22 protein-coding genes are annotated in these 25,961 nt (G+C 59.3%); 8 read left to right on the top strand and 14 right to left on the bottom strand.

Going from position 1 to position 25,961, the window contains the following annotated elements; all coding sequences use genetic code 11:
• Positions 1–216 precede the first annotated feature (216 nt).
• Positions 217–906, top strand: coding sequence for a hypothetical protein (locus GRX76_RS02980; protein ID WP_160151947.1), 690 nt, complete (start codon positions 217–219; stop codon positions 904–906).
• Between the two features lie 116 nt (positions 907–1,022).
• Here GRX76_RS02980 and GRX76_RS02975 read toward each other — a convergent pair whose 3' ends face one another.
• The gene (locus GRX76_RS02975; RefSeq protein ID WP_160151946.1) at positions 1,023–2,333 is read right to left on the bottom strand and encodes a dicarboxylate/amino acid:cation symporter; all 1,311 of its coding nucleotides are present in this window, start codon (positions 2,331–2,333) and stop codon (positions 1,023–1,025) included.
• Between the two features lie 133 nt (positions 2,334–2,466).
• On the opposite strand from GRX76_RS02975, the gene GRX76_RS02970 reads away from it, so the two are divergent.
• The 4 genes from GRX76_RS02970 to phoR all read left to right on the top strand — a co-directional run bounded on the left by GRX76_RS02970 (position 2,467) and on the right by phoR (position 6,360).
• On the top strand, positions 2,467–3,066 hold the full coding sequence (locus GRX76_RS02970) for a chorismate lyase (protein WP_160151945.1): 600 nt from the start codon (positions 2,467–2,469) through the stop codon (positions 3,064–3,066).
• Between the two features lie 18 nt (positions 3,067–3,084).
• Positions 3,085–3,978 carry a 4-hydroxybenzoate octaprenyltransferase gene (gene ubiA, locus GRX76_RS02965; RefSeq protein ID WP_236250523.1) on the top strand — a complete coding sequence of 298 codons (894 nt, stop codon included), beginning with the start codon at positions 3,085–3,087 and terminating at the stop codon, positions 3,976–3,978.
• Between the two features lie 130 nt (positions 3,979–4,108).
• Positions 4,109–4,813: a phosphate regulon transcriptional regulator PhoB gene (gene phoB, locus GRX76_RS02960; RefSeq protein WP_160151943.1), complete on the top strand. Its 705-nt coding sequence runs from the start codon at positions 4,109–4,111 to the stop codon at positions 4,811–4,813.
• Between the two features lie 233 nt (positions 4,814–5,046).
• A complete protein-coding gene (gene phoR, locus GRX76_RS02955; protein ID WP_160151942.1) occupies positions 5,047–6,360 on the top strand; it encodes a phosphate regulon sensor histidine kinase PhoR in 1,314 nt (437 codons plus the stop codon).
• Positions 6,361–6,461: 101 nt separating this feature from the next.
• Here the strand turns inward: phoR and traF are convergent, their stop codons facing one another.
• The 5 genes from traF to GRX76_RS02930 all read right to left on the bottom strand — a co-directional run bounded on the left by traF (position 6,462) and on the right by GRX76_RS02930 (position 10,313).
• Complete coding sequence (gene traF / locus GRX76_RS02950) at positions 6,462–7,622, bottom strand: conjugal transfer protein TraF (RefSeq protein WP_160151941.1); 1,161 nt, start codon at positions 7,620–7,622, stop codon at positions 6,462–6,464.
• A gap of 267 nt (positions 7,623–7,889) precedes the next feature.
• Positions 7,890–8,249, bottom strand: a complete 360-nt coding sequence (locus tag GRX76_RS02945; protein WP_160151940.1) for a hypothetical protein — start codon at positions 8,247–8,249, stop codon at positions 7,890–7,892.
• Positions 8,250–8,376: 127 nt separating this feature from the next.
• Positions 8,377–8,982: a DUF938 domain-containing protein gene (locus GRX76_RS02940; protein ID WP_236250522.1), complete on the bottom strand. Its 606-nt coding sequence runs from the start codon at positions 8,980–8,982 to the stop codon at positions 8,377–8,379.
• Positions 8,983–8,987: 5 nt separating this feature from the next.
• On the bottom strand, positions 8,988–9,767 hold the full coding sequence (gene yaaA, locus GRX76_RS02935) for a peroxide stress protein YaaA (RefSeq protein WP_160151939.1): 780 nt from the start codon (positions 9,765–9,767) through the stop codon (positions 8,988–8,990).
• A gap of 54 nt (positions 9,768–9,821) precedes the next feature.
• Positions 9,822–10,313, bottom strand: a complete 492-nt coding sequence (locus tag GRX76_RS02930; protein ID WP_160151938.1) for a DUF4265 domain-containing protein — start codon at positions 10,311–10,313, stop codon at positions 9,822–9,824.
• 104 nt (positions 10,314–10,417) lie between these two features.
• Between GRX76_RS02930 and GRX76_RS02925 the strand changes: the two genes are divergently transcribed.
• Entirely contained in the window at positions 10,418–11,710 is a 1,293-nt protein-coding gene (locus GRX76_RS02925; protein ID WP_160151937.1) for a M48 family metalloprotease, read from the top strand.
• A gap of 93 nt (positions 11,711–11,803) precedes the next feature.
• Here the strand turns inward: GRX76_RS02925 and GRX76_RS02920 are convergent, their stop codons facing one another.
• From GRX76_RS02920 to GRX76_RS02895, 6 genes are all read right to left on the bottom strand, one after another.
• On the bottom strand, positions 11,804–12,607 hold the full coding sequence (locus GRX76_RS02920; protein WP_160151936.1) for a putative porin: 804 nt from the start codon (positions 12,605–12,607) through the stop codon (positions 11,804–11,806).
• A gap of 431 nt (positions 12,608–13,038) precedes the next feature.
• Positions 13,039–13,734, bottom strand: a complete 696-nt coding sequence (gene phoU, locus GRX76_RS02915) for a phosphate signaling complex protein PhoU (protein WP_201276893.1) — start codon at positions 13,732–13,734, stop codon at positions 13,039–13,041.
• A 25-nt stretch (positions 13,735–13,759) separates the two neighbouring features.
• Positions 13,760–14,500 carry a phosphate ABC transporter ATP-binding protein PstB gene (gene pstB / locus GRX76_RS02910; RefSeq protein WP_236250629.1) on the bottom strand — a complete coding sequence of 247 codons (741 nt, stop codon included), beginning with the start codon at positions 14,498–14,500 and terminating at the stop codon, positions 13,760–13,762.
• A 187-nt stretch (positions 14,501–14,687) separates the two neighbouring features.
• The gene (pstA, locus tag GRX76_RS02905) at positions 14,688–15,974 is read right to left on the bottom strand and encodes a phosphate ABC transporter permease PstA (RefSeq protein ID WP_160151934.1); all 1,287 of its coding nucleotides are present in this window, start codon (positions 15,972–15,974) and stop codon (positions 14,688–14,690) included.
• Positions 15,967–17,346: a phosphate ABC transporter permease subunit PstC gene (pstC, locus tag GRX76_RS02900; protein ID WP_160151933.1), complete on the bottom strand. Its 1,380-nt coding sequence runs from the start codon at positions 17,344–17,346 to the stop codon at positions 15,967–15,969. Before pstC ends, pstA begins: the two co-directional genes overlap by 8 nt.
• Before the next feature lie 196 nt (positions 17,347–17,542).
• Positions 17,543–18,610 (bottom strand): PstS family phosphate ABC transporter substrate-binding protein, encoded by a 1,068-nt coding sequence (locus tag GRX76_RS02895; RefSeq protein WP_236250521.1) that lies wholly within the window; start codon positions 18,608–18,610, stop codon positions 17,543–17,545.
• 241 nt (positions 18,611–18,851) lie between these two features.
• Between GRX76_RS02895 and GRX76_RS02890 the strand changes: the two genes are divergently transcribed.
• Complete coding sequence (locus tag GRX76_RS02890) at positions 18,852–19,475, top strand: TRAP transporter small permease subunit (RefSeq protein WP_160151932.1); 624 nt, start codon at positions 18,852–18,854, stop codon at positions 19,473–19,475.
• A complete protein-coding gene (locus tag GRX76_RS02885; RefSeq protein ID WP_160151931.1) occupies positions 19,472–20,833 on the top strand; it encodes a TRAP transporter large permease subunit in 1,362 nt (453 codons plus the stop codon). The genes GRX76_RS02890 and GRX76_RS02885 overlap by 4 nt, the downstream gene beginning before the upstream one ends.
• A 340-nt stretch (positions 20,834–21,173) precedes the next feature.
• Here GRX76_RS02885 and GRX76_RS02880 read toward each other — a convergent pair whose 3' ends face one another.
• Positions 21,174–24,314, bottom strand: coding sequence for an efflux RND transporter permease subunit (locus GRX76_RS02880; protein ID WP_160151930.1), 3,141 nt, complete (start codon positions 24,312–24,314; stop codon positions 21,174–21,176).
• Positions 24,311–25,945 (bottom strand): efflux RND transporter periplasmic adaptor subunit, encoded by a 1,635-nt coding sequence (locus GRX76_RS02875; protein ID WP_160151929.1) that lies wholly within the window; start codon positions 25,943–25,945, stop codon positions 24,311–24,313. The genes GRX76_RS02880 and GRX76_RS02875 overlap by 4 nt, the downstream gene beginning before the upstream one ends.
• Positions 25,946–25,961: the final 16 nt, after the last annotated feature.

The raw sequence follows: 25,961 nt of genomic DNA, 5'->3' as shown, positions 1-25,961 counted from the left end.
AGCCTAACAATTCCCGCCAAGACACAGCGCACAAAAAAGACTACTACTGACGCACAAGTCACCGAAAAATTTTGCTCTCCGTACCAATAAATGGCAGCCTGTTACTGCGACGCTACAACGACAGAGCGAAACTATTCACCACCTATAAGATTCGCCGCCTATAAAAAGCCGCTTATAAAAAGTATCCCGGTATAAAAACAAAACAGGGAAAGATGCATGAGAACATTCAATGTGCGCAAGCTGGCACTGGCCAGCCTGTTCAGTCTTGGTACTATCGCATTCGCCGCGCAGGCGCAGGCGCAAAATGGCTTCTGGGGAGGTGACGAACATATCCCCAGCCTCAATATTACGCCGGCTGCCATCGACATCGATGTGCCTATGCCGGTCTCCAGCGGCAACCTGCAACTGATGCTGGCCCAAGCCACTAATGGTGGCGGTCTCGCCGACCTGAAACAGCAGGCCCTGCGCACCTATACCCAGCACCTGCACAGTGAACTGGCAAGGGAGCTCACCGACTACCTGGACGGTGAAGATGTTCCCCTGGTACAGCAGGACGGGGTGCTTAGCCTGCAGAACAACCTCAAGCTCAAGGTGATCAAACACCTGAGCGCGATCAAACCGCAAAAAAGCTATGATCTGGAGCAGGGCAACATCGCCCTGACCGGCGAATTCAGTTACAAACTGCAAAATCGTAGCGGCGCCGCGCTGCGCGAACAGCGCATCACCATCGACGATCTCGATATCACCCGCAAATACGTGATCCGCACTTACCACGACGGCCGCGAAGGCAGTGACAACACCGAGGAGGCCATAAAAAAGGCCCTGACCGAACTGGTGGAAGAGCTGGTGGAATCCATGGAGAGCAACCTGGAAGCCGACCAGCTGAAAGAGATGGCCGCGCTTTAGGCTTCGCGAGCAGCATTCGCGCTAATTCAGGTAAAAAGACAGGGACAAAAACAGATAAAAAAAGGGGGCGAACCGCGCAAACGGTTCGCCCCCTTTTTTGTTTTATTGAACAGCAATCAGGCCGTGGAAGTGCGCTCTTCGCCGTCGTTCACCACACTGTTGTAGTTGTCGTCATTGAAGGTATCCAGGTCCAGGGCGCCCTCGCTCTTGGCCACAATCGTGCTGACCACCGAATCCCCGGTAATGTTCACCGCAGTGCGCACCATATCCAGCAGGCGATCCACCCCCATCACAATCGCGATGCCTTCCAGCGGCAGGCCTACTTGCTGCAACACCATCGCCAGCATGATCAGACCGACACCGGGCACCCCGGCGGTGCCGATAGAGGCGAGGGTCGCGGTCAGAATTACGGTCAGGTAGCCCATCAGGCCGATTTCAATCCCATACAGCTGGGAAATAAACACCGTCGCCACCCCCTGCATGATCGCCGTACCATCCATATTGATGGTTGCTCCCAGGGGAACGGTGAAGGACGCCACCTTGTTATCCACCCCCAGGCGCTTTTCCACCGTCTGCAGGGTCACCGGGATGGTGGCCGCGGAAGAGGCGGTACTGAAGGCGAACACCATGGCCGGACGCATCTTTTTCATCAACTTCACCGGGTTCAGGCCGGAAAGCAGCTTCAACAGCAGCGAGTAGACGCCGAAAGCGTGCAGCAGCAGCGCCAGCAGCACCACGCCGAAGTACTTGGCCAGCTGCGGAATCGCATCGAAGCCCAGCTGCGCAATCTTGTTCGCCAGCAGTGCAAATACACCGTAGGGGGCAAAGACCATCAGCACCCCCACCATGCGCAGGATCACTTCGTTCAAGTCATTGAAGAAACCGGCAATACGCTGCCCCGGCTTGCCGCTGCGGGAGATGGCGTACCCCATCAGCAGTGCGAACACGATGATCTGCAGCATATTACCTTTGGCCATCGCGTCCACCGGGTTGGTGGGGAAGATGTTGACCAGTACCTCCGACAGCGGCGGCGAAGGTTTCGGTTCAAAACTCGCGTCCCCAGTCAGGTGCTCCATACCCACCCCGGGCTGGATCACCAGTGCTAGCACCAGCGCCAGCGTGATCGCCGCCGCCGTGGTCAGCAGGTACAGCAACACGGTTTTGCCCGCGAGCACACCCACCCGGCTGCCTTCCGACAGTGCACAGGCACCACAGATCAGGGACACCAGTACCAGTGGTACCACCATCAGCTTCAGTGAGGCGATGAAAATACGTCCGACGATATCAAACAGACCGTTGGTCAAATAGTTGTTGATAAAGTCGGTAAACCCCGCCCCCAGTGCCTGGCTGACATTGAGCACATTGCACAGCAGCCCGACCGCGATACCCGCGATCATGGCGATTACGATTTTTTTGGTGAGCCCCATGGTCATTCCTGTTTTTTTATTTCCAACTTCGGCGCCACTATATCGGCAGCGGCTACGGCGGGCAAAGCCAAGCCGTTCCCCCGGCCTGAGTGTCAGGTACAATGTGGCTATTTGAACCTGCGCGGAGTCTGCGTTGTACCACTCCCCCAAAGAGTCCCATTACGAGTCTCCCTACGTGACGGTCGGCGACTGGCATCCACAGCCGCTGGAAAGCCTGCACGGCTACACGCCTCCGGAAAACCTGCTGCCCTGGCTGCTGCATCCCGGCTCCCTCACCGCGGCCCTCAAGCATCTCAGCAACGGCCAGTTTAGCGTACAGATCCTCAGCCAGGGCTGGCAGCAGCCACACCTGGAAGAGCGCCGCACGCTCAATATCAAGGAACGCACCCACGCTCTGGTGCGCGAAGTCCTCCTTTACGGCGCCGACCAGCGACCCTGGGTCTACGCCCGCAGCGTACTCCCGGAGCGCACCCTGGACGGCAAATCCCGCTACTTGCGCAACCTCGACAACCGACCCCTCGGCGAGCTGCTGTTCAGCCAGCCCGATATCCGCCGCGGCCCCATTGTCCTCAATCGGCTCGCCCGCAATCCCCGCTGCCAGCTGGCGGAACTCACCGACGAAGAACCGACCGCCTGGGGCCGCCGCTCCACTTTCTGGCTGCACGACAAACCGCTGCTGGTTGCGGAGACCTTTCTCAACAGTTTCAATCCCCAGACACCGCCTTTGGCCTGAACCGGAAACCCGATGCAAATGATCAGCCAACAAATCAGTGCGCAAATCGGACAACGCTGGCCCGCAGCCCTGCCGTACTGGCAGCTGGCCCGGCTCGATCGCCCCATCGGCTCACTGCTGTTGCTCTGGCCCACCTGGTGGGCGCTGTGGATCGCCGCCAAAGGCTGGCCCGGACTACACCTGTTTGCGGTGTTCACCCTCGGTGTCATCCTGACCCGCGCGGCCGGCTGCGCGATCAACGACTTTGCCGACCGCGGGATCGACGGGCACGTCAAGCGCACCAACCAGCGTCCACTGGCGACCGGTGCCGCCACTCCCAGAGGCGCCCTGATGCTGTTTGCCGGTTTGATGCTGCTGGCCTTCCTGCTGGTGCTGACCACCAACACGCTGACCATTCTCATGTCGCTGCCCGCGCTGGCGCTGGCCTTCTGCTATCCGTTTGCCAAACGCTATACCCACTTGCCGCAGGTGGTGCTGGGCGCGGCCTTCAGTATGGGGATCCCCATGGCTTTTGCGGCGGTCACCGGCGAGATTCCAGCCACTGCCTGGTTGATCTTTACCGCCAACCTGCTGTGGACGGTGGCCTACGATACGTTTTATGCCATGGTGGACCGGGACGATGACCTCAAAATCGGGGTCAAATCCACCGCAATTCTGTTCGGCGATATGGACCGGATAATGACCGCCTGCCTGCAAGGGATGGTGATTGTGGCACTGCTGATGCTGGCGGGCCGCGCCGACCTGGGTGGCCTCTACTACGCGGGGGTTGCGGTAGCGGCGGGGCTGTTTGGATACCAGCAATGGCTGATTCGCGACCGGGAAAGAGATCCCTGTTTTACCGCGTTCCTGAATAACAATTGGGTCGGCGCTGCCATTTTTGCGGGAATTTTATTCCACTATCTTGTCAGCTAGCCACCTGCGCTTGCTCTCCAGCCGGGATTCACGAACGCCTGTCATATATTTGTCATTAAAGTGACGTTAAATGGCCACTCTAAGATATGTCCATTGAGTGACAACAAAATAGTTAGGGTATGGCAGCAAGATGCATAGCAAGACGATTCTCATAGTCGACGACGAGGCCCCGGTCCGGGACATGTTGCGAATAGCCCTGGAGATGGCGGATTACCGCTGCCTGGAGGCGGAAAATGCCCAGGCGGCCCACGCGCTGGTGATCGATGAGAAGCCGGACCTGATTCTGCTGGATTGGATGCTGCCGGATGTGTCCGGGGTTGAGCTGGCCCGCCGCCTGAAGCGGGATGAGCTGACGTCTTCGCTGCCGATCATTATGCTGACGGCCAAGGGTGAGGAGGATCACAAGATCAAGGGGCTGGAGACCGGCGCCGATGATTACATCACCAAGCCATTTTCTCCCCGTGAGCTGGTGGCGCGCCTCAAGGCGGTGTTGCGCCGCGCCGGGCCGAGTACACCGGAGGAGCCGTTGACGGCGGGTGGTCTGGTGCTGGATCCGATCAGTCACCGGGTGACGATCAATGGCAACCCGGTGGATATGGGGCCGACGGAGTTTCGCTTGCTGACCTTTTTCCTGTCGCATCAGGAACGCGCCTATACCCGCACTCAGCTGCTGGACCATGTCTGGGGTGGCAATGTGTATGTGGAGGAGCGCACTGTGGATGTGCATATCCGTCGCCTGCGCAAGGCGCTCACCGTCGATGGCCACGAGCGCTATATCCAGACAGTGCGCGGCACCGGTTACCGCTTTTCTGTACAGACAGTGGAAAGGGTGTAATCCTACCCCTCTAAATTTTTGGCACTCCGTTGTGAGAGCCCGGTGGCGGCTGAGCACCGGGGGCGGATTTTCAGGACCGCTGTGAATACATCCCTGTACGCTTCGTCGGCGACATCCCTGTCGCCGACGATCCTGAAAACCCGCTCCCGGCACTCAGCCTTCGCTTAGAGTCCTGCGCACGGCTCCGGCATTCGCAGGATGCACCCACCCCAAAACAAGATGGCCCAACCATCATGCTCGATCGCAGTATTGGCGAGTTCTCGCGTTTTATCGTCATCGCCCTCGGCACCACCATTTTCGGTTTTTCCACCGGCCACTGGTGGCTGGCACTCTGTTCCGGCCTCACCGTTTACCTCTTCTGGTTGCTCTGGCAACAGAACCAGTTCGATCGCTGGCTCTCCAATGGCCGCCGCGGCCCGGCGCCCACCAGCTTCGGGGTCTGGGGGGATATTTCCGACGATTTCTATCGCATGCAGCGCCGCCACCGCAAAGAAAAGCAAAAGCTCCATTCCATGCTGCGCCGGGTGCAGGACAGTACCAGTGCACTGCGCGAGGGGATTGTTGCGCTGGAAGATGAGGGCAATCTGGCCTGGTGGAATCCGGCAGCGGGACAGATGTTGCGGCTGCAGACGGACGATGCGGGCCAGCCGCTGGTGAATTTTGTGCGCGACCCGCGCTTTGTGGAGCATATCTATCAGCGGATGTCGGGGCGGCGCGGCGGCTCGCAGGAGCCGATTACGCTGCCGGCGCCGGGGGACGATTCGCGCATTTTGCAGATGGAGGTCACCCGTTTCGGCCAGGATGAGGCGCTGGTGATTGTGCGGGATGTGACGCGGCTGCATAACCTGGAACAGATGCGGCGGGATTTTGTGGCGAATGTTTCCCACGAGTTGCGCACGCCCCTGACGGTGATTGCGGGCTATCTGGAGACCCTGCAGCTCAGCGGCCAGGCGCCGCGCAACTGGGAGCGGCCGCTGGGGCAGATGAGCGAGCAGACAGTGCGTATGACCAGCCTGGTGAATGATCTGCTGTTGCTGGCACGGCTGGAAACCTCGGAACGCGACAGCGGCCGGGACAAGGTTTCAGTGCGGGAGCTGATGGAGCGGGTGGCCGGTGAGGCGCGTTCGCTGAGTGGTGAGCGCCACGATATCTCCGTGCATTTTGATGAGGATTGCACCATTACCGGGGATGCCGGTGAGCTGCACAGTGCCTTTGCCAACCTGGCGTTCAACGCGGTGAAGTACAGTCCGGACGGCGGGCCTATCGAGTTGCGCTGGCAGGTGGACGCGGCGGGCGGGCATTTTTCGGTGAAGGATTCCGGTATCGGTATTGATTCCCTACATATCCCGCGCCTTACCGAGCGCTTCTACCGCGTGGATGCGGGCCGTTCGCGGGAAAGTGGCGGTACCGGTCTCGGCCTGGCCATCGTCAAACACGTGCTGATACGCCACAGCGCCAATATGAGTGTGACCAGTGTGCCCGGCCGCGGCAGTACCTTTACCCTCAACTTCCCGTCACAAAAGCTGACGGCGGTGAGTTCAGTATGATGGCAGTCGGCCACCTCACCGGCACCCAGCCGACCAAATAAAAAAGGGGCCCTAAGGCCCCAGGTACCACTGATCAAGAGATTAGCGATCAAGAGATAGGCTTACAGCTCCAGTCCGAACTGCAGGGCGGCGCCCAGCGTGTCATCGGAAGATTTGATGGCGGACAGGTGGAAGTGCACCACATCGAAGGGACTGAAGCCGAAACCGGCGGTGAGAGCGCCGTCGTAGGTGCCTTTCAGGTCATGGCGGTAGCCCAGGCGCAGCTGGGCCCAGTCGAACAGATCCACTTCCGCACCCACACGGGCAATCTGCACTTCACCGGCACCGTCGAACAGCTCCACCGAGTTCAGGTCCAGATCTGCCAGCACGGTGAAAATTTCACCGGTGTAACCGGCACCCGCGGTCAGTTGCGGGTCCAGTTGAATATCCACCCCCCCCTGAACGGTTTCGTACTCCTGGGCCAGGGCGTTGCGCAGGGAGATACCGCCCTGCAGTTCACCCCAGTTGATGGTGGCTCCGAAGTCGATATTGAAGTTGGTGTGCTCCAGGGTGTAATCATCCGCTTCAAAATCATCACTGTCGAAGCCGGCAATGGTTTCGATGTATTCGATGGTTTCCACACGCTGGTGCTTCGGCGTGGCTCCCAGGGAAACCTGGTAGCCACCAAAGGTAAATTGCCGCGCGGCGGCGAAACCGATTTCCTGCATGCGGTAACCGAAGGCGCCCGCCGCGGTTTGCAGGTCGTTTTCGTCAAAAAGCTGTTCGCCGAAGTTTTCCAGCAGTGCCACATCGGAATCCGCCAGCTGGACGTCGGTGGCGATAAAGGCAGACTGGCGCACGAAAAGCACGCCCGAGGCCAGACTGTTGGGCACAGCGATGGTCAGCTGGGCACCGGCATCCAGGGTCAGCCGGGAGTCATCGAGAATTTCCAGCTGCGACAGGATGTAACCGGCATCGCTCTGGTTGGCGGTATAGCCGTCGAGCTCCTCGATAAAATCGGTCAGGTCTTCACTGGTATCGAGGAATTCGTTTTCGTTGTTGGCGATCAGGCCAAAATCGAAGGTCGTGGCAAAATCGTCATTTTCCTTGAAGTTGGTCGCGGTCGCCGGGTTGATCAAGGCACTGTAGGTATAGTCACCACCGGCAACCCCTGCGCCAGCCATGGCGGTACCGCGCCCGGAAAATACCTCTGCCGCTACCGGCGCCGCCCCCAGAATCGCCCCCGCAGCAACCATGCTGGCTAGTTTATTTTTGGTCCACATGTTCATCCGTATCCTGTTTATCTTTAGTCAGAAATTTTTGTATGCAGCGTTATTAGGATTTTTTTGCTGTGCAAAAATACCGGCAAAGATTTGGCGCCTCAATGGCCCTTTTTGGCTATTTTGAGAAGTGAATCAACAGAAACATGTGACAAGTAGCACCACGGCATCGAGCGTTAAGTCTCGGTCAGCTACCGGATTTAATCTCACTCACACAAAAAAGCCCCGCTATGCGGGGCTTTTTACTAACGGCAGCGCTCAAACGAGAAATTATTCCAACTCCTGCAAAAGCTGCTGTTCGCCGCCGGACTGGTAGTGGATCTTTTCATCACCGGCCACAGGGCTGGCAGTTTTCTGCACTGTGACATGCACCAGCTTGCGCCCGCTATCGCGAATCAGCAGGTGTGCATGCCCGTCGTCATCTTCCGGCAGCTTGCGCTCGCCAACTAAACCATCGCGCAGGGCCCGCAACTGGGGCACATCCCGGTATCGATCCAGGTCTTTGGAGAGCTTGTGCTTCATACGCTCCGCTTCATGTAGTGCGGCGGCCGTTTCGCGGTATTTCCCGAAGAAAAACACCGCGGCAATAGCCGCGAAGATCGCGAGGGTGGTTTCAAACCATGGGGGCATAATGCGCACCTCCTATTACTTACTTGAGTTACTTTCCTGAATTTCTTACTTGAGTTACTTACCTGAGTCACTTACCTGTGCCGGGTCTTGGTTCAGGTCAAATGTCTCTCTGTTCAAGGCTGCGGGATCATCCCGCCAGCTGCCACACCAGCAATTGATTGTGCGCCGGCAGGTCGTTGTTTTCCGTGCGCACCAGACCTTCCACCGCAGCCAGTTGATCCAGCCACTCCAGATCGCGAATACCCCGCAGGGAATCCTGCTCCTTCAACCAGCAATCAAAATCCGCATTACTCGGGCCGATGTATTCCCCGGCGATTTTTACCGGACCGTAAACGATCAGCTGACCACCGGGCTGCAATACATTTTTCAGACGCGCGAAAAACACCTCCACCGCAGTGGCCGGCATGATGTGCAGGGTATTCGAGGTGAATACCGTATCCACACGGAGTGATGGCCAATTCCCGGTCACGTCCAGTGCCACGGGTGCCGGCAGATTGTCTGCCGGGCTGTAGTTCAACCAGGCCTGCACCTCGTGCAGATTCTGAAGGCGCTCCGAGGTCTGCCAGGTTACCCGGGGCAAGCGCGGGGCAAAATACACCGCGTGCTGGCCGGTGCCGCTGCCGATTTCCAGCAGATGTCGGCTATTCACCAGCAACCGCTGCAGGTGCTCCAGTATCGGTTGGCGGTTGCGCTCGGTGGAAGGCGCGTCTGGCAGCTGGGATTCCATTGTCATTGTGCTCAGGCCGGCTGTTCGTCGCGCAGGAACACCCAATCGTTGCCTTTGGAGTGCTCTTCACTGAAGTAGTAACCGGCCACGTCGAAGTCTTTCAGTTGCTCCGCCTTTTTCACCCGCTGGTCGATGGCCCAGCGACTCATCATGCCGCGGGCTTTTTTGGCGAAGAAGCTGATCATTTTGTACTGGCCGTTTTTCCAGTCCTTGAAGTGGGGGGTAATGATTTCACCCTGCAGGCTTTTCGGCTGTACGGCTTTGAAATACTCGTTAGAAGCGAGATTCACCAGCTCTTTGCTTTTCACAGCTTTCAGCTGCTCGTTCAGCGCTGCGGTGATCTTGCCACCCCAGAATTCATACAGGTTTTTACCGCCGCTGTTGGCGAACTTGGTGCCCATTTCCAACCGGTAGGGTTGCATCAGGTCCAGCGGGCGCAGCAGACCGTAGAGGCCGGAGAGCATACGCAGGTGTTTCTGCGCAAAGGCGAAATCCCGCTTGTTCATAGTTTCCGCCGCCAGCCCGGTGTACACGTCGCCCTTGAACGCCAGCAAGGCCGGGCGCGCGTTACTGTCACTGAACGGCCGCTTCCAGCTGTGGAAACGGTCGTAATTGAGCAGGCCCAGCTTGTCCGAGATCTTCATCAGGCCGGAAATGTCCTGCGGGCTCAGCGCCTTAAGCTGCTTGATCAGCACCGCGGACTCCTTGAGGAAGTCCGGCTGCGTGGTGTCCAGCTGGGGTATCTCGCTTTCGTAATCCAGGGTTTTTGCAGGGGAAATAACTATCAGCATGAAAATAACGTCTTCATCAGTTCCGAGTAGCGGCAGGGGTAAGTTATTCCGGGCTTATTCCGGTTTCAGGATGTCCTGCCACCAGTTCAGCGGTGTCTGGCCATCTACCGGGTCATAGACATTGCCGTAGTACCAGACGCTGTTGGCGCCGTCGCAGGCACTGTTGAGGATCTGCTCGATTTCAGCGAATCCACAGCTGACGTGGATGCTGTACACCAGCAGGCGCGGGCTCTCCATGTCCAGCTCGCCACCAAGCTTCTCCAGTTGCGGGGTCAGCTGGTCCGACAACTTGGTGCTGTCGCCGCGGCAGAAGATCCGCACCGCCAGATTGCCGGAGCGCTTGATCAGCTCAAAGCCCGGTTTGTCGGGGTCGGTGCGGTCTACCTTGATGGTGTCGCCACTGGCAATGCCCTTGATAAACGCCGGTGAGCGCACCAGCTGCAGGCTGTCGTCTTCGTTGACCCGTACCTGCATCCGCTCCACCACTGGCTCGCCATCCGGATTGGTGCCGGCGAATAATTCGATAATCTGCAGTGCGGTCGTCATAACCTCTCTCCCCGGACTGTGTACAATAATCGGCCTTGAACTGGCTCCACAGATCGCTGTGTCGAGCCGCGCCAAAAGATCGAACATTATACAGGGAGAGGATCATGTTTCCGCGTTCAATCTCAAACCGACTCCTGGCCACCGCCATCGCCGCTGCGGTAACCGCCGGTATTGCTGGCTGTGCGGTCAACCCGGTTACCGGCAAGAAAGAGCTGTCGCTGATGTCCCAGAACCAGGAAGTGGCCCTGGGCGCGCAACAGTATCCCAAGGCCCAGCAGACCCAGGGCGGCCAGTACCTGGTGGACCCGGCGCTGCAGAGCTATGTGAATGGCGTAGGGCAGAAACTGGCCAGGGTCTCCGACCAGCCCACCTTGCCCTATGAATTCGTGGTACTGAACAACTCCACACCCAACGCCTGGGCACTGCCCGGCGGCAAGATCGCGGTCAACCGCGGCCTGCTGGTACTGCTGGAAGACGAAGCGGAGCTCGCCGCGGTACTTGGCCATGAAATCGTTCACGCCGCCGCGCGCCACTCCGCTGCTGCCATGTCCCAGCAGCAGATCCTCGGAGCGGGCATCGCCATTCTCGGCGCCACCACCCAGAACACCGGCTATGGCGACCTGATTTCCGCCGGCAGCCAGTTCGGCGGCTCCGCCTATATCGCCAAGTACGGCCGCGACAACGAACTGGAGTCCGACCAGTACGGCATGCGCTATATGGCCGCTGCCGGCTACGACCCCCAAGGTGCGGTGCGCCTGCAGGAGAAATTTGTGGAGCTGTCCAAGGGCAGCCAGTCCGGTGGGCTGGAAGCGCTGTTCGCCAGCCACCCGCCGTCCCAGTCGCGAGTGGATGCCAATATCAAACACGCCAAGAAACTCGGCGGTGGCACCACCAACCGCACCCAGTATCAGAAGGCCATTGCTCAGTTGCGACGCGATGCCGATGCATACAAGAGCTATGACAATGCGCTGAAAGCGGCCAAGAACAAAGAATACGACCAGGCATTGAGCCTGACCCGCCGCGCACAACAACAGCAGCCCAAGGAAGCTGCCTTTTACGCGCTGGAAGGGGACCTATTGGCACAAAAGGAGCAGTACCAGCCGGCACTGAAGTCCTATGAAACCGCGGTACAGAAAAACCCCACGCTGTTTTCCAACTGGCTGATGCGCGGCATGCTGAATGCCCAGCTGAAAAACTACACCGCCGCCGAGCGCGACCTGAACCGCTCCACCCAGTACCTGGATACGCCCCACGCGCACTATTACCTGGGGCAGGTTTACGAACAGCAGGGCAATACCAAGAATGCGTTGAGCCAGTACCAGATTGCAGCGCAATCGGAAGGTGATATTGCCACCAAGGCGCAGGCGCGGGTGCAGGCATTGGAAAGCAAGGGGTAAGCTTGAAAATTATTTTGCGAGTGTAGAAACGAAAAAAGCGGGCGAAGAAATTCGCCCGCTTTTTTATTTGCTAATTTTCCGTTGTAGGGAAAATTACAGCTGAACGGTTACGCCAATGCGGAACATATCCAGGTCGTCGAAATCGCGGTTGGAACCATAGGCAACTTTAGCTGCGACATTGCGATTGAAGAAATGAGTAGCATTGATTTCGTAGTCTTCTACCAATTCATCGTAAGCCGCGCCCACGGAAGTGTTTTCGTTGAAGTAAAACTCAACTCCACCATTCCAATAGAAGTCAGCGCCATCGGTGTCGGTCAGACCAAGCTCAGTGGTAAAGTACTGGCCGCCGGATAGAGCGGTGAAGTACTTGGAAGAAATACTGCGGTAGTCGAAGCCATCATCAATTTCTGCAGTGAAACCGATGTAGTCGGTGCCGCTCAACTGATGGTTGTATTGGCCACGAACATACAATACGGTGTCTTCATCTTCTACTTTCTGCGCTTCAACTTCGGCAAGCAGGTTCGGAGAGAACAGGAAGCCAGCACCGGCACTGTAAACATTGGTGGAGTAAACATCGTTGAACTCACCAAATAACTTCCACTGGCCGGTGTAGTACTCGCCACCGAATGTCACGATCTCATCGTCAAACTGACCGGCGTCGAGCGAGGATACCCCACCGTAAATATTGGTTACTGGCAGAATGTAGTTGAACTCTTTACGCGGACCCAGAGTATTCAGGGCACCGAAATAATACTGAGACTGAACGCTCAAGGTATCGACATCTGCACCGCGATAATCGCGAGTTTCATAGTCAGCATCGGTGAAAGAATTGTACTGCTCTGCGGAAGCAATGGCAGAAACCAGCATAAGAGGAAGTGCGGCAAACTTGAACTTCATGGAAGTGTTCCCTGTTTAATTTACATCAGTACTTTGGTACCCGTCCGATTTACCCAAACTCGCAAAATTGAGCCCGAGATAAATTCGGCGCGGATTCTAAGCAAAGGAATTTGACTGTGCAATGAAAAGAATTAATTGCGACGAGCGTCTCAAATACGATTTGTATTCGGTAGCTTAACTACAGACGCCCGGTTATTTTGCGCGCTTGGAACTGAACCAATGCTGAATATGTTTGTGCGTCAGTATTTGCTGGGTCAGGGGCTTGTTCGGCCAAACAAAACCGATGAAATAAACCCTTTGGCTTTACCAAAAAAACCTTTCTTTTTGTAATCAATTCTCAATTGGAACTGGTACAAAAATAAAAAAGGCCGCAATTGCGGCCTTTTCTTGGGAAAAATTTCTCGGTTTATTTATTCAGTACCGAGAAATTTTTATCGCAGATTTTTTTCATTTCCGTGACGTATGTCCGCGCCTTTCACCAAATACACCACCTGCTCGCAGATATTCTTGGCGTGGTCGCCAATGCGCTCCAGCGAACGCAGGGTCCATAGCACGTTCATTACCCGGGAAATGCTGCGCGGGTCTTCCATCATGTAGGTGACCATTTCGCGAATCGCGCTGCGGTAATCCATATCCACCTGCTCGTCTTCGGCCAGGGTTTCCATGGCGGACTTGACGTCGAAGCGGGTGTAGGCGTCGAGGGAATCATTCAGCATCTTGCGCACGGCGTTGGCGATGTGGCGGATTTCAGTATAACCGCGGGGTGCGGTGCCCTCGTCCGTCAACGCTATGGCCATCTTGGCGATCTTGCTGGCCTCGTCACCCACGCGCTCGAGGTCGCGGGCGATGCGGATGACCGACATCACCATACGCAGATCCGACGCCGCCGGCTGGCGCTTGGCGATGATCAGGGTCGCGTGCTCGTCCAGTTCCATTTCGCAGCGGTCGATTTCCTCTTCCACCTGTAAAACTTTTTCTGCCAGCTCACTGTCGGCGTTGGCCAGGGCCTCTACGGCGTCGGCCACCTGGCGGGTGACCATGCCACCCATTTCCAGCATTTCCGTTTTGAGGCTTTCGAGGTCCTCGTTGAACTGGCGGGAGATGTGTTGATCGAAATGCATTTCCATAATCTTCTGTGGGCTCCCCCCAACCTTAGCCGAAACGGCCGGTAATGTAGGCTTCGGTGAGTTCGTGCTCGGGATTGGTGAACACCGTCTCGGTATCGTTTACTTCTACCAGCTTGCCCAGGTGGAAGTAGGCGGTGCGCTGGCTGACACGGGCCGCCTGCTGCATCGAATGGGTGACGATGGCGATGGTGTAGTTCTGGCGCAGCTCGTCGATCAGCTCTTCGATACGGGCAGTAGCAATCGGGTCGAGGGCCGAACAGGGCTCGTCCATCAGGATTACTTCCGGGCTCACAGCAATGGCGCGGGCGATACACAGGCGCTGCTGCTGACCGCCGGAGAGGCCGGTGCCGGGCTTGTCCAGGCGGTCTTTCACCTCATTCCACAGACCGGCGCGGCGCAGGCTGTTCTCGACGATCTCATCCAGTTCCGCGCGGCGGCTGGCGATTCCGTGGATTTTGGGCCCATAGGCGACGTTTTCGTAAATCGTCTTGGGGAAGGGGTTCGGCTTCTGGAACACCATGCCCACCCGCGCGCGCAGCGGCACCACATCCACCTTGGGGCCGTAAATGGCTTCACCGTCGAGGCTCAGCTCGCCTTCCACGCGACAGCCCTCAATGGTGTCGTTCATGCGGTTGAGACAGCGCAAGAAGGTGGATTTACCGCAGCCGGACGGGCCGATCATGGCCACCACCTGGTTGCGGCCGATATCCAGGCTCACATCGTGAATCGCCTGGGCTTCACCGTAGAACACATTCACATTGCGCATCCGCAGCTTGGCTTCATCACAGAAGGGGCTGCCAACGGTTTTTGCGATTTCTACATTGGTTTTCACTACATTGGGCTCCGCGGCTGTGGCACCGGTATTGTCGCTGGCCGGTACACTCTGGCCGGCGTTCAGGGTCATGGTGGTCATGGCTCTATATCTCGGTTCGCTATCTTAGCATTCGCCGGCTTTACCAGCGGCGCTCAAGTTTCTTGCGCAGCCAGACTGCGCAGGTGTTCATGGTGATCAGGACTGCCAACAGAACCATGATCGCCGCAGAGGTGCGCTCCACAAAGGCGCGCTCCGGGCTGTCGGCCCACAGGAAAATCTGTACCGGCAGCACCGTGGACGGGTCGGTGACCCCGTGGGGCACGTCGACAATAAATGCCACCATACCGATCATCAGCAGCGGGGCCGTCTCACCCAGGGCCTGGGCCATACCGATAATGGCGCCGGTCAACATGCCCGGCATCGCCAGCGGCAATACGTGGTGCAACACCACCTGCATACGCGAGGCCCCCATGCCCATGGCCGCTTCGCGGATGGAGGGCGGTACGGATTTGAGCGAGGCACGGCTGGAAATGATGATCGTCGGCAGGGTCATCAGGGTCAGCACCAGACCACCCACCAGCGGCGCCGAGCGCGGTAACTCGAAGAAGTTGATGAAAATCGCCAGCCCCAGCAGACCGAACACAATGGACGGTACCGCAGCCAGGTTATTGATGTTCACCTCGATCAGGTCGGTCCAGCGATTTTTCGGCGCAAACTCTTCCAGGTAAATTGCCGCGGCCACACCGATGGGGAAGGACAGCGCCAGGGTCACCAGCAGGGTCAGCAGGGAGCCTACTAGGGCCGCGCGGATGCCTGCCTGCTCCGGCTCGCGGGAATCGCCGTTAGTAAAGAAGGTGGTATTGAAACGCTTCTCCAGTTCACCGCTATCGCGCAGGGACAGAATCCAGCCCGCTTGCTGTTCATCAGTACGTCCGGTAAAGCCTTCTTTGCTCTTGGACAGGCTTTTGACATAGGTGTCGACGTCGTCATCGGCGTTGAACCACAGCGTTTCAGTCTGGCCGAGCAATTCCGGGTGGTTTTCCAGGCGCTCGCGCAGCTCAAAACCGGCACCGTTGGAAACTAGTGCATACAGCGCACGCTTGTCGCGGCGACCACTCACATCGGGGAAGCGCTCACGCAGGGACGCGCGGATGACACCGTCGAAGTTGGCCCAGGCGAGACTTTCATGGTCCACCTTGTCAATGCCCAGTTCCGCCGGATCGTAATGAACCTCCAGCTGGATCTGGGTCTGCACAAAAGCGCTGGAGCCCTTGCTGATGATGTCGGTAAACAGCACCACAACCGCCAGTACACCGAATGCAATACTGGCGATGCCGAACCCGCGGAAGATTTTTTCCTTGCGATGACGGCTGGCGAGGCGCGCGGCAATTTTTTCGCGCACCTGGGCTTGAGTCAGATCAGTCATACTGTTCCCGGTATTTTTTCACAACGTGCAGGGCAATAAAGTTGAGGATCAGGGTGCTGATGAACAGCATCAAACCGAGGGCGAAGGCCGCGAGGGTTTTGGGGCTGTCGAACTCCTGGTCGCCCACCAGCAGGGTAACGATCTGTACCGTGACGGTAGTGACCGACTCCAACGGGTTGGCGGTAAGGTTGGCCGCAAGGCCCGCCGCCATCACCACAATCATGGTCTCGCCGATGGCGCGGGACACCGCCAGCAGTACACCGCCGACAATGCCCGGCAGCGCCGCCGGAATCACCACCTTGCGCACGGTTTCCGATTTGGTGGAGCCGAGACCGAGAGCGCCATCGCGCAGGGATTGCGGCACCGCATTGATCACATCGTCGGACAAGGACGAGACGAAAGGAATAATCATCACCCCCATTACCAGGCCAGCGGCCAGGGCACTTTCACTGGAGGCTTCGAGGCCGACCGACTGCGCCAGATCGCGAATGAAAGGCGCCACGGTGAGGGCGGCGAAGAAGCCGTATACCACAGTGGGCACACCGGCGAGAATTTCGATCAGCGGCTTGGCAAAGGCGCGCACCCGGTTACCGGCATATTCCGCCAGGTAGATCGCCGACATCAGGCCCACGGGTACCGCCACCAGCATGGCGATGGCCGATACCATTAAAGTGCCGGTAAACAGTGGTACCGCACCAAAGGCGCCGCTGGAACCCACCTGGTCGGCACGCATGGCCATCTGCGGGCTCCAGTGCAAACCAAACAGGAATTCGGTTACCGGCACCGCCTGGAAGAAGCGAATGGATTCCAGCAGTACCGACATCAGGATGCCGACGGTGGTAAAGATGGCGGCACAAGCGCACACCAGCAGAATCGCGCGCAGGACCTTTTCCACTTTTTCCCGCGCGCGCATTTCCGGGGAAATACGCAGCAGGGCGAAGGCGCCAAAACCGATGGACAGAATCAGGATCAGCGCGGTCTGCAATAGCTGGCCATTTTCCCGCAGGCTGCTCAGATGCTCAGCCGCGGCTTCCAGTTGCGGCGTGCTCTCGCCAACGAGATTACCCGCCGCCATATTCTGGATCTGCGCGTACAACAGGTTCTGGCCAGAGAGGGTAGCCGGCTTATCCACAATACCACCCATTACCAGGGTGCGGATGATGGAGTCGTCAAAGGCCAGCCAGGTCCCCAGGATTAACAGGGCCGGCAGGCCGCACCAGAGTGCGGTATGCACCCCGTAATAGCTGGGCAGGGAAGCCAGGCTGCGAACACCGCCGCGACTGCGGGCGGCACTCAGCGCACGACTGAAGCCGGTACCGTAGGCCACCAGAATCAGTAGCAACAGCAGGGCGAAGAGAGTGGGAGTCTGCATCGATTTGCTCGGTTAACTCTATTTCAAAGTCAGTTTCAAAAATTGCCGGCCATTATCCGGACTTCCAGCTATTTTGCATGGCGCCAACCCCAAAAGAGTTCAGAAATTACGCCAGCTTCTTATAAGCAAAAGGCCAAGCCCCCGTTATATGGATGGGGGCTTGGCCGGTAATTCCGTCTACCTGTGTTCTCGATACTTATTTGGCAGCGAGATTGGTCAGAGCGTTGAGCTTGCGTACATTGGTCGCAACCTGCTGGCGCTGGGCATTCGGCAGCGGGATCATACCCTTGTCCGCCAGGTAACCTTCTTCACCCCAGGCGCGCTCATTGGTGAACTCCGCCAGGAATTGCTTGATGCCAGGTACCACGTCCACGTGGGCCTTCTTCACGTAGATGAACAGCGGGCGGGAAACGGGGTAGCTCTGATCGGCGATGGAATCGAAGGTCGGCTCCATGCCCTCGATTAGAGAACCCTGTACCTTGTCCGCATTCTGGTCGAGGAAGCTGAAGCCGAAGATACCCAGGGCATTCGGGTTGGCGGCCAGCTTGTTCACGATCAGGTTGTCGTTCTCACCGGCTTCCACATAGGCACCGTCTTCACGGATGTTGTGGCAGATGGCTTTGTACGCATTCTTGTCCGCAGCCTTTTTCGCTGCAATCCAGTCAAACTTTTTACAGCCACCTTCCATTGCCAGTTCGGCAAAGGCGTCGCGGGTACCGGAAGTAGGGGGCGGGCCCAGCACTTCAATTTTGTGCGCGGGCAGCGCCGGGTTGACGTCTTTCCAGGTTTTATAGGGGTTGGCTACCAGCGTTTCGGAACCGTCCGGGTTGGGCACATCCTTGGCCAGCGCCAGGAAGATGTCCTTGCGTGACAGTTCGAAGGGGGTAGCGCTTTTGGCGTTGGCCAGAACGATGCCGTCGAAGCCGATCTGCACTTCCACCACATCGACACCGTTGTCGTTACACATGTCCAGCTCGGACTGCTTGATGCGGCGGGAAGCACCGGTGATATCGGCGGTGTTTTCACCCACGCCCTGGCAGAACAGCTTCATGCCGCCGCCGGTACCGGTGGACTCAACCACCGGGGTCTTGAACTGGGTAGCGCGACTGAAGCGCTCGGCAACCACAGTGGTGAAAGGGTATACGGTGGATGAACCAACAATGCTGATGTGGTCACGCGCGGCTAGGGCGGCGTTTGAGGCAGCGATGGTCAGGGCGGCCAGGGCCGAAGCCAGGACTTTTTTGCTCGCAAGACGCTTGTTCATGGATATCTCCAGGGTGTTCAAAGTTTCTGCACGCGGCGCATGTTATGTCGAACTGGTGACGATTCTATGAATGAAAAGTTACAAAAAGATTACAGGCCCCAGGGCATTTTTGACCGTCGATTTAGCGTTGGTCACACAGCTAATCGACTCTCCAGCCACCGGTGCTGGCGCAATTTCTGACCAACAGGTAGGCTCTCACCCATTGATAACAGAAGAATAAAGATGGTTTGAGAGAACTCCCATGAAGTTTCTGCTAACAACCGCAAATGGACTGGATCGCTTTGCCAGCGCCAGCGGTCGCCTGCTGGGCTGGTTTACCCTCGCCATGGTGCTGATACAGAGCCTGGTGGTGATACTGCGCTACGGCTTTGATGGGGGCTCCCTCGCCCTACAGGACTCGGTCACCTATCTCCACGGCGCCGCTTTTATGCTGGGACTTGCCTATGCCCTGCAGACCGGTGCCCATGTGCGGGTAGATGTGTTTTACCGCACCATGTCCGTCCGCGGCAAAGCCTGGGTAGATGCGGTCGGTTGTCTGATCTTCCTGCTTCCCCTGTGTACGTTTATCGCCGTGGGCAGCTGGCACTTCGCCGCCAGCAGCTGGGCGGTACATGAAACCAGCGCCAGTGCCGACGGCCTCGGCGGCGTCTTCCTGCTGAAAAGCCTGATGCCCCTGGCGGCGATCACCCTGGCACTGCAGGGCATTGCGCAATTTGCCCGCGCCCTGAACACCCTGATGCTGGTGACCCGGGAAGAATTGCGAAAATCCGCGGCGGTCAACGGCACCCCTGAACAATCTGTGGAAGAGGCCGCGCACAATAAGCCCATGGTGCGCCAGGCGCCGGGCGCGGAGGTGAGCGCATGATGGAACTGATCCCCCTGCTGATGTTTCTGGTCGTATGCGGCGCGCTGATGCTCGGCTACCCGGTGGCCTTTACCCTGGGCGGTACCGCGCTGCTGGCCGCCGGCCTCGGCATCGTCGGCGGTGTATTCGATGCGGAACTGCTGCGCGCCTTCCCCGACCGCCTCTACGGCATCATGCAAAACGGCACCCTGATGGCGGTGCCGCTATTTGTGCTGATGGGTGTGATGCTGGAGCGTGCGCGGATTGCCGAAGAATTGCTGGTGAACCTGGCGCGGGTCTTCTCGGGGATTCCCGCGGGCATGGCGGTCTCGGTGGTGGTGGTGGGCGCGCTGCTCGCCGCCAGCACCGGCATCGTCGGTGCTACCGTGGTGACCATGGGCCTGATGTCCCTGCCCACCATGCTGAAACGCGGCTACTCCCCCAAACTCGCCACCGGCACCATCTGCGCCACCGGCACCCTGGGGCAGATCATTCCCCCGTCCATCGCGCTGGTACTGTTGGGAGACACCCTGTCCAACGCCTACCAGCAGGCCCAGCTCAGCCAAGGCATCTTCAACCCGAAGCCGGTGAGTGTGGGCGACCTGTTTATGGGGGCGATCATTCCCGGGCTGTTACTGGTCGCGGCCTACATACTCTATCTGTTGTTTATCGCCCGCCGCGAACCGGCGCAAACCCAGCGGCCTGATGACGACATCGAAACACTGCAGATCCTGAAAAGCCTGTTCCCGCCCATCGCCCTGATGCTGCTGGTACTCGGCTCCATTATCACCGGTGCTGCCACGCCCACCGAAGCCGCGGCCGTCGGTGCCCTGGGTGCGGGAATACTGGCCTGGGGGCGCGGGGCCCTGAACTGGCAGCGTGCCAGCGAAGTGGGGCAAAGCACCCTGCAGGTCACCGCCATGGTGTTTGCGATCCTGATCGGCGCCTCGCTGTTCTCTCTGGTATTCCGCGGATTTGGCGGCGAGGAAGTGGTCACTCACTTTTTCAATAGCCTGCCGGGAGGGGTGATCGGCGCAACCCTGTTGGTGATGCTGGTGATTTTCCTGCTGGGTTTCATCCTCGACTTTATCGAGATCACCTTTGTGGTAGTCCCCATCGTCGGCCCTGTGCTGCTGGCCATGGGGCTGGACCCAATATGGCTGGGCGTGATGATCGCGCTGAATCTGCAGACTTCATTCCTTACACCGCCGTTCGGTTTTGCGCTCTTCTACCTGCGCGGTGTGGCGCCGGTGGAAGTGTCTACCGGGGCCATTTACCGGGGGGTGGTGCCGTTTATTGCGATCCAGTTGCTGATGATGTGTCTGTTGGCAGTGTGGCCATCGCTGGCGACCTGGTTGCCGGGCTTCGTTGCAGGTTAAGTGGTTTTGGCCCTGTAAGCTGGCCCGGTGGCGGCGGCGCACCGGCTGCAGGTTTTCAGGACCGCTGTGAATACATCCCTGTACGCTGCGTCGGCGACGTCCCTGTCGCCGACGCTCCTGAAAACCTGCACCCGGCACGCCACCTTCAACTCAAACAATTCCACTACGTAGCGGCTTTCGATACTTCTTACGAAGTACAGTAATTACGTGCGAAGGCCAAGTGCCGGGGATTCGTTTTTGAAAGCGTCGGAAACAGGGATGTTTCCGACGCAGGCTACAGGGACGTATTCATGCCGGTTTCAAAAACGAATCCCCGGTGCTTGGCCGCCACCAAACCAGCTTAAGAAGTAATCCCGGGGTCGGAGTGCAGTCCTCGCCCCTTCCACAAGCGGTACACCGCTGGCAACACCATCAAAGTCAACAACATGGCACTGACCATGCCCCCAACCATCGGTGCCGCAATGCGCTGCATCACCTCGGAACCAACCCCCGAGCCAATCATCACCGGCACCAGGCCGATAAACACCGTGGCGGTAGTCATCAACACCGGGCGCATGCGCTGACCGGCACCACGGCGAATCGCATCGCGCAGGTCGTCCCGGGTTGGTTTGCGGTCGGCAGCTTCACAATCGGCCTGCGTCTGTTTCCAGGCCTGGTTGAGATACACCAGCATGATCACGCCGATTTCCACCGCCACCCCGGCCAACGCGATAAAGCCAACGCCCACCGCCACCGACAGGTTGAAGTCGAGCCAGTACAGCAGCCACAGGCCGCCAATCAACGCCATCGGCAGGGTGCCCATGATCACCAGCACCTCGCCCCAGTGGCGGAAACTGAAATACAGCAACAACACGATGATACCGAGGGTCACCGGCAACAGCAGGCCGAGGCGCTCGCGGGCGCGCTCCATGTATTCGTATTGCCCGGACCACGCCAGGGAATAGCCCGGCGGCAGTTCCAGTTGGTCCGCAACCAGTTGCTGTGCCTCCGCTACCCAGGAACCCAGGTCGCGGTCAGCGATATCGATGTATATCCAGCCGTTGGGGCGCGCATTCTCGGTCTTGATCATCGGCGGGCCGCTCTGCACTTCGATGGTGGCCACGTCACCCAGACTCAGGTGGGTGCCATTGGGGGCCACCAGCGGCAGGCCGCGCAGACTTTCCGGGGAGTCCCGCCAGGCCTGTGGATAACGCACATTGATCGGGTAGCGCTCCAGGCCCTCGGTGGTTTCGCCCACCTTTTTGCCACCCACCGCGGTGTCGATCACCGTCTGCACGTCCTGAATATTCAGGCCGTAGCGCGCCGCCGCGCTGCGGTCGATATCGATATCGATATAGCGGCCGCCCTCCACGCGCTCGGCGAACACCGACGCGGTGCCCGGCACATCTTTCAGCAGGGATTCCAGCCGGGTGCCGATCTGCTCGATCTGGTGCAGGTCGGCACCGGCAACCTTGATCCCCACCGGGGTCTTGATACCGGTGGCGAGCATGTCGATGCGAGTCTTGATCGGCATCACCCAGGCGTTGGTGACCCCGGGCAGCTGCACCGCCGCGTCCAGTTCTGCGCGCAGCTTCTCCGGGGTCATGCCCTCGCGCCACTGGTCGCGGGGCTTGAAGCGGATGATGGTCTCCACCATGGTCAGCGGCGCCGGGTCGGTGGCGGTTTCCGCGCGGCCCATCTTGCCCCACACCTGCGCAACCTCCGGCACCTGCATGATCATCTTGGCGGTCTGCTGCAGCAGTTCGCGGGCCTTGCCGATGGAGATGCCGGGATGAGTGCTGGGCATATACATCAGGTCGCCCTCGTCCAGCGGTGGCATAAACTCGCTGCCGGTACGCGACAGGGGATACAGGGCGCTGGCGAGCAACACCAGTGCGGTAATGACCACCAGCAGCGGATGGCGGATCGCCAGTTCCAGGGCCGGGCGGTAGGCAGCGGTAAACGCGCGGTTGATGGGGTTGGCCTGCTCCGGCTTCACTTCGCCGCGCACCAGGTAACCCATCAGCACCGGCACCAGGGTAATGGCGAGGCCGGCGGCGACGGCCATGGCGTAGGTCTTGGTGTAGGCGAGCGGTGCGAACAGCCGCCCCTCCTGGCCTTCCAGCGCAAACACCGGCAGGAAGCTGAGGGTGATAATCAACAGGCTGAAGAACAGGGGCGGGCCCACCTCGCTGGCGGCCTCACCGACGACTTTCCACCGGTTCTCATCATTGAGCGGGGTGCGCTCCATATGCTTGTGCAGGTTTTCGATCATCACGATGGCGCCGTCCACCATGGCGCCGATGGCGATGGCAATACCGCCGAGGCTCATGATGTTGGCGTTGATCCCCTGCAGGTGCATCACGATAAAGGCACCGATAATGCCCAGCGGCAGACTGATCGCGATCACCAGCGACGAGCGCAGGTGGAACAGGAACAGCGCACACACCAGCGCCACCACGATGAATTCCTCCAGCAGCTTGTGCCACAGGTTCTCCACAGCGCTATCGATCAGCTCGCTGCGATCGTAGGTGGGGACGATCTCCACTCCCTCCGGCAGGCTGCGCTGCAAATCTTGCAGCCGGTTGCGCACGCCATCGATGACGGCGCGCGCATTCTCGCCGAAGCGCATCACGATCACGCCGCCGACGGCCTCGCCCTTGCCGTCGAGCTCTGACAGGCCACGGCGCATCTGCGGGCCCAGGTGTACATCCGCCACATCCCGCAACAGCAGCGGGGTACCACTTTTGTTCACCAGAAGCGGCAGCTGGCGCAGGTCTTCCACGCTCTGGATATAGCCGCTGGCGCGCACCATGTACTCGGCTTCCGCCATTTCCACCACCGAGGCCCCGGACTCGCGATTGCCGCGCTCGATCGCCGCCTGCACCTGGGCAAGGGTGAGGTCGTAGGCGCGCAGGCGCAGGGGATCCACCTGCACCTGGTACTGCCGCACCATGCCGCCCACGGTGGCCACTTCGGATACGCCGGGCAGGGTCTGCAGCTCGTATTTCAGGAACCAGTCCTGCAGTGAGCGCAGTTGCGCCAGGTCGTGCTGGCCGCTGCGATCCACCAGGGTGTAGCTGTAAATCCAGCCCACGCCGGTGGCGTCCGGCCCCAGCTCCGAGCGCGCCGCTGCGGGCAGGCGCGGGGCCACCTGGCTCAAGTACTCGAGTACGCGGGATCTTGCCCAGTAGAGGTCGACATCGTCGTCGAAAATAACGTAAACGTAGGAGTCACCGAAAAACGAATAGCCGCGCACCGTGTGCGCCCCAGGCACACTCAGCATTGCGGTGGTGAGAGGGTAGGTGACCTGGTCTTCCACCACCTGCGGCGCCTGGCCGGGGTAGCTGGTTTTGACGATCACCTGCACATCGGAGAGATCTGGCAGCGCGTCCACCGGCGTGTTGCGCAGGCTGTAGAGACCGGCAAGAGTCAGCACCACCGCACCGATCAGTACCAGGGCGCGGTTGTGCAGGGACCACTGAATGATACGCGCGATCATTTCTGCGGCTCCTGCGGTCCGGAGTGATCCATGTCACCGTGGTTCATCTCGCCATGCTCCATCTGCGAGTGGTCCATTTCTCCGTGGTTCATCTCGCCGTGATCCATCTGCGAGTGATCCATTTGCTCGTGACCTTCGTGCCCCGGCATCAGGGAATCATCGGCCAAGGCGCGAGCGGCGATCACCTCGTATTTACCGTCGTCGCGCTGGCGCATCTGCACCCGCAGCGGCGCGCCGCTTTCCAGCGCATCGCGTAATGCCTGCTGCGCGGCTTCCGCCACATGGAATCCCATCACCATACCGGGCCAGTCCCACTCCGGCACCGGGCCGTGCTCTAGGCGCGCGTAGTGGTTGTCGTCGGGCATGCTGAGCACCGTGGCCTCGGCCCAGGCGGTATCGGCTTTTGCTGACTTTTTACTGCTGTTCGCGTCACCTTCGCCCTCGATGCGCTGCAGATCGGCGCTAATGCTGGACTCGGAATCCAGCAGGAACTGGGCCGAGGTAACGACCTCGGTACCGGGTTCGAGTCCGGCGAGGATTTCCACTCGCTTGCCCAGTTCGCGGCCCACCCGCACGCGCACCGAGCGATAACGGCCGCCGCCCTCGGCGATCACCAGCCGGTCCATGTCACCGGTGCGGATCAGGGCGCTGCGCGGCACGGTCAAGGTGTCCACCTTCTGGCCACCCAGCTGCAGGCGCACAAACATGCCCGGACGCAAGGCTTTGTCGGCGTTGTCCACCAGCACCCGCACGCGCAGGGTGCGGGTCTTGGGGTCGAGATCCGGGAGTATGTGCACCAGTTTGCCGGTCCAGCTGCGGCCCGGAGCGAACTCTCCCTGCAGGGTGGCGGTATCCCCCACCTGTACCTGGGCGCCCTGTTTCGGGAACAGCTCGCCTTCCACCCACACGGTTTCCAGTGGGCCGATGCTCATCAGGGTGGTGGCGGGGGTGATATACATGCCGTCGCGGGCGGCGAATTCATTCACATAGCCATCGGTGGGCGAGTAGAGAGTGATGGTCTGGCTCACCTGCCGGGATTTATCCAGCGCACGCAGCTGCTCCGCGGGCACCCCGAGGCTTTCCAGACGCTCGCGGGTGGCCTCGATCAGGGTGCGGTTGCCGCTTTGCAGGGCCGCCACCAGTTCACTCTGTGCCTTGACCAGCTCTGGCGAGTAGATCGCCACCAGCGGCAGCCCCTTGCGCACACGATCCCCCACGGCCTTGACCCAGCTCTTGTGCACCCAACCGCTCAGGCGGGTGTGCACGTGGTGCAGCTTGTCTTCATCCAGCTGCACCAGGCCCACGGTGTCGACCTCGATGGTCACCGGGCCTTTCTCCGCTACCGCGGTGCGCACACCCAGGTTGTTTTCCACCTGGGAGGAGATGGATACGGTGCCCGGCTTGGCCTCACCTTCCTCGCCCTCGTAGACGGGCACCAGGTCCATGCCCATGGGCGATTTGCCGGGGCCGTCGCGACGGTAGTTGGGGTCCATGGGCGCGACCCAGTAGAGGATTTTCTTTTCGCCGCTGGCGCCCTGCGCGGTGTCGTCACCGCCGGACAGGCCGCGCCCCACAAGAATGCCCACCACCAGGGCGATGATGGCGAGCACGACTATCAATATTTTGTTCATAACGTTGCAGATCGCT

It is taken from the genome of Microbulbifer sp. ALW1 (assembly GCF_009903625.1).
Lineage (GTDB): Bacteria > Pseudomonadota > Gammaproteobacteria > Pseudomonadales > Cellvibrionaceae > Microbulbifer.
Note: the sequence above shows the minus strand (reverse complement) of the source record. Positions and strands in the feature narration are given on the sequence as shown.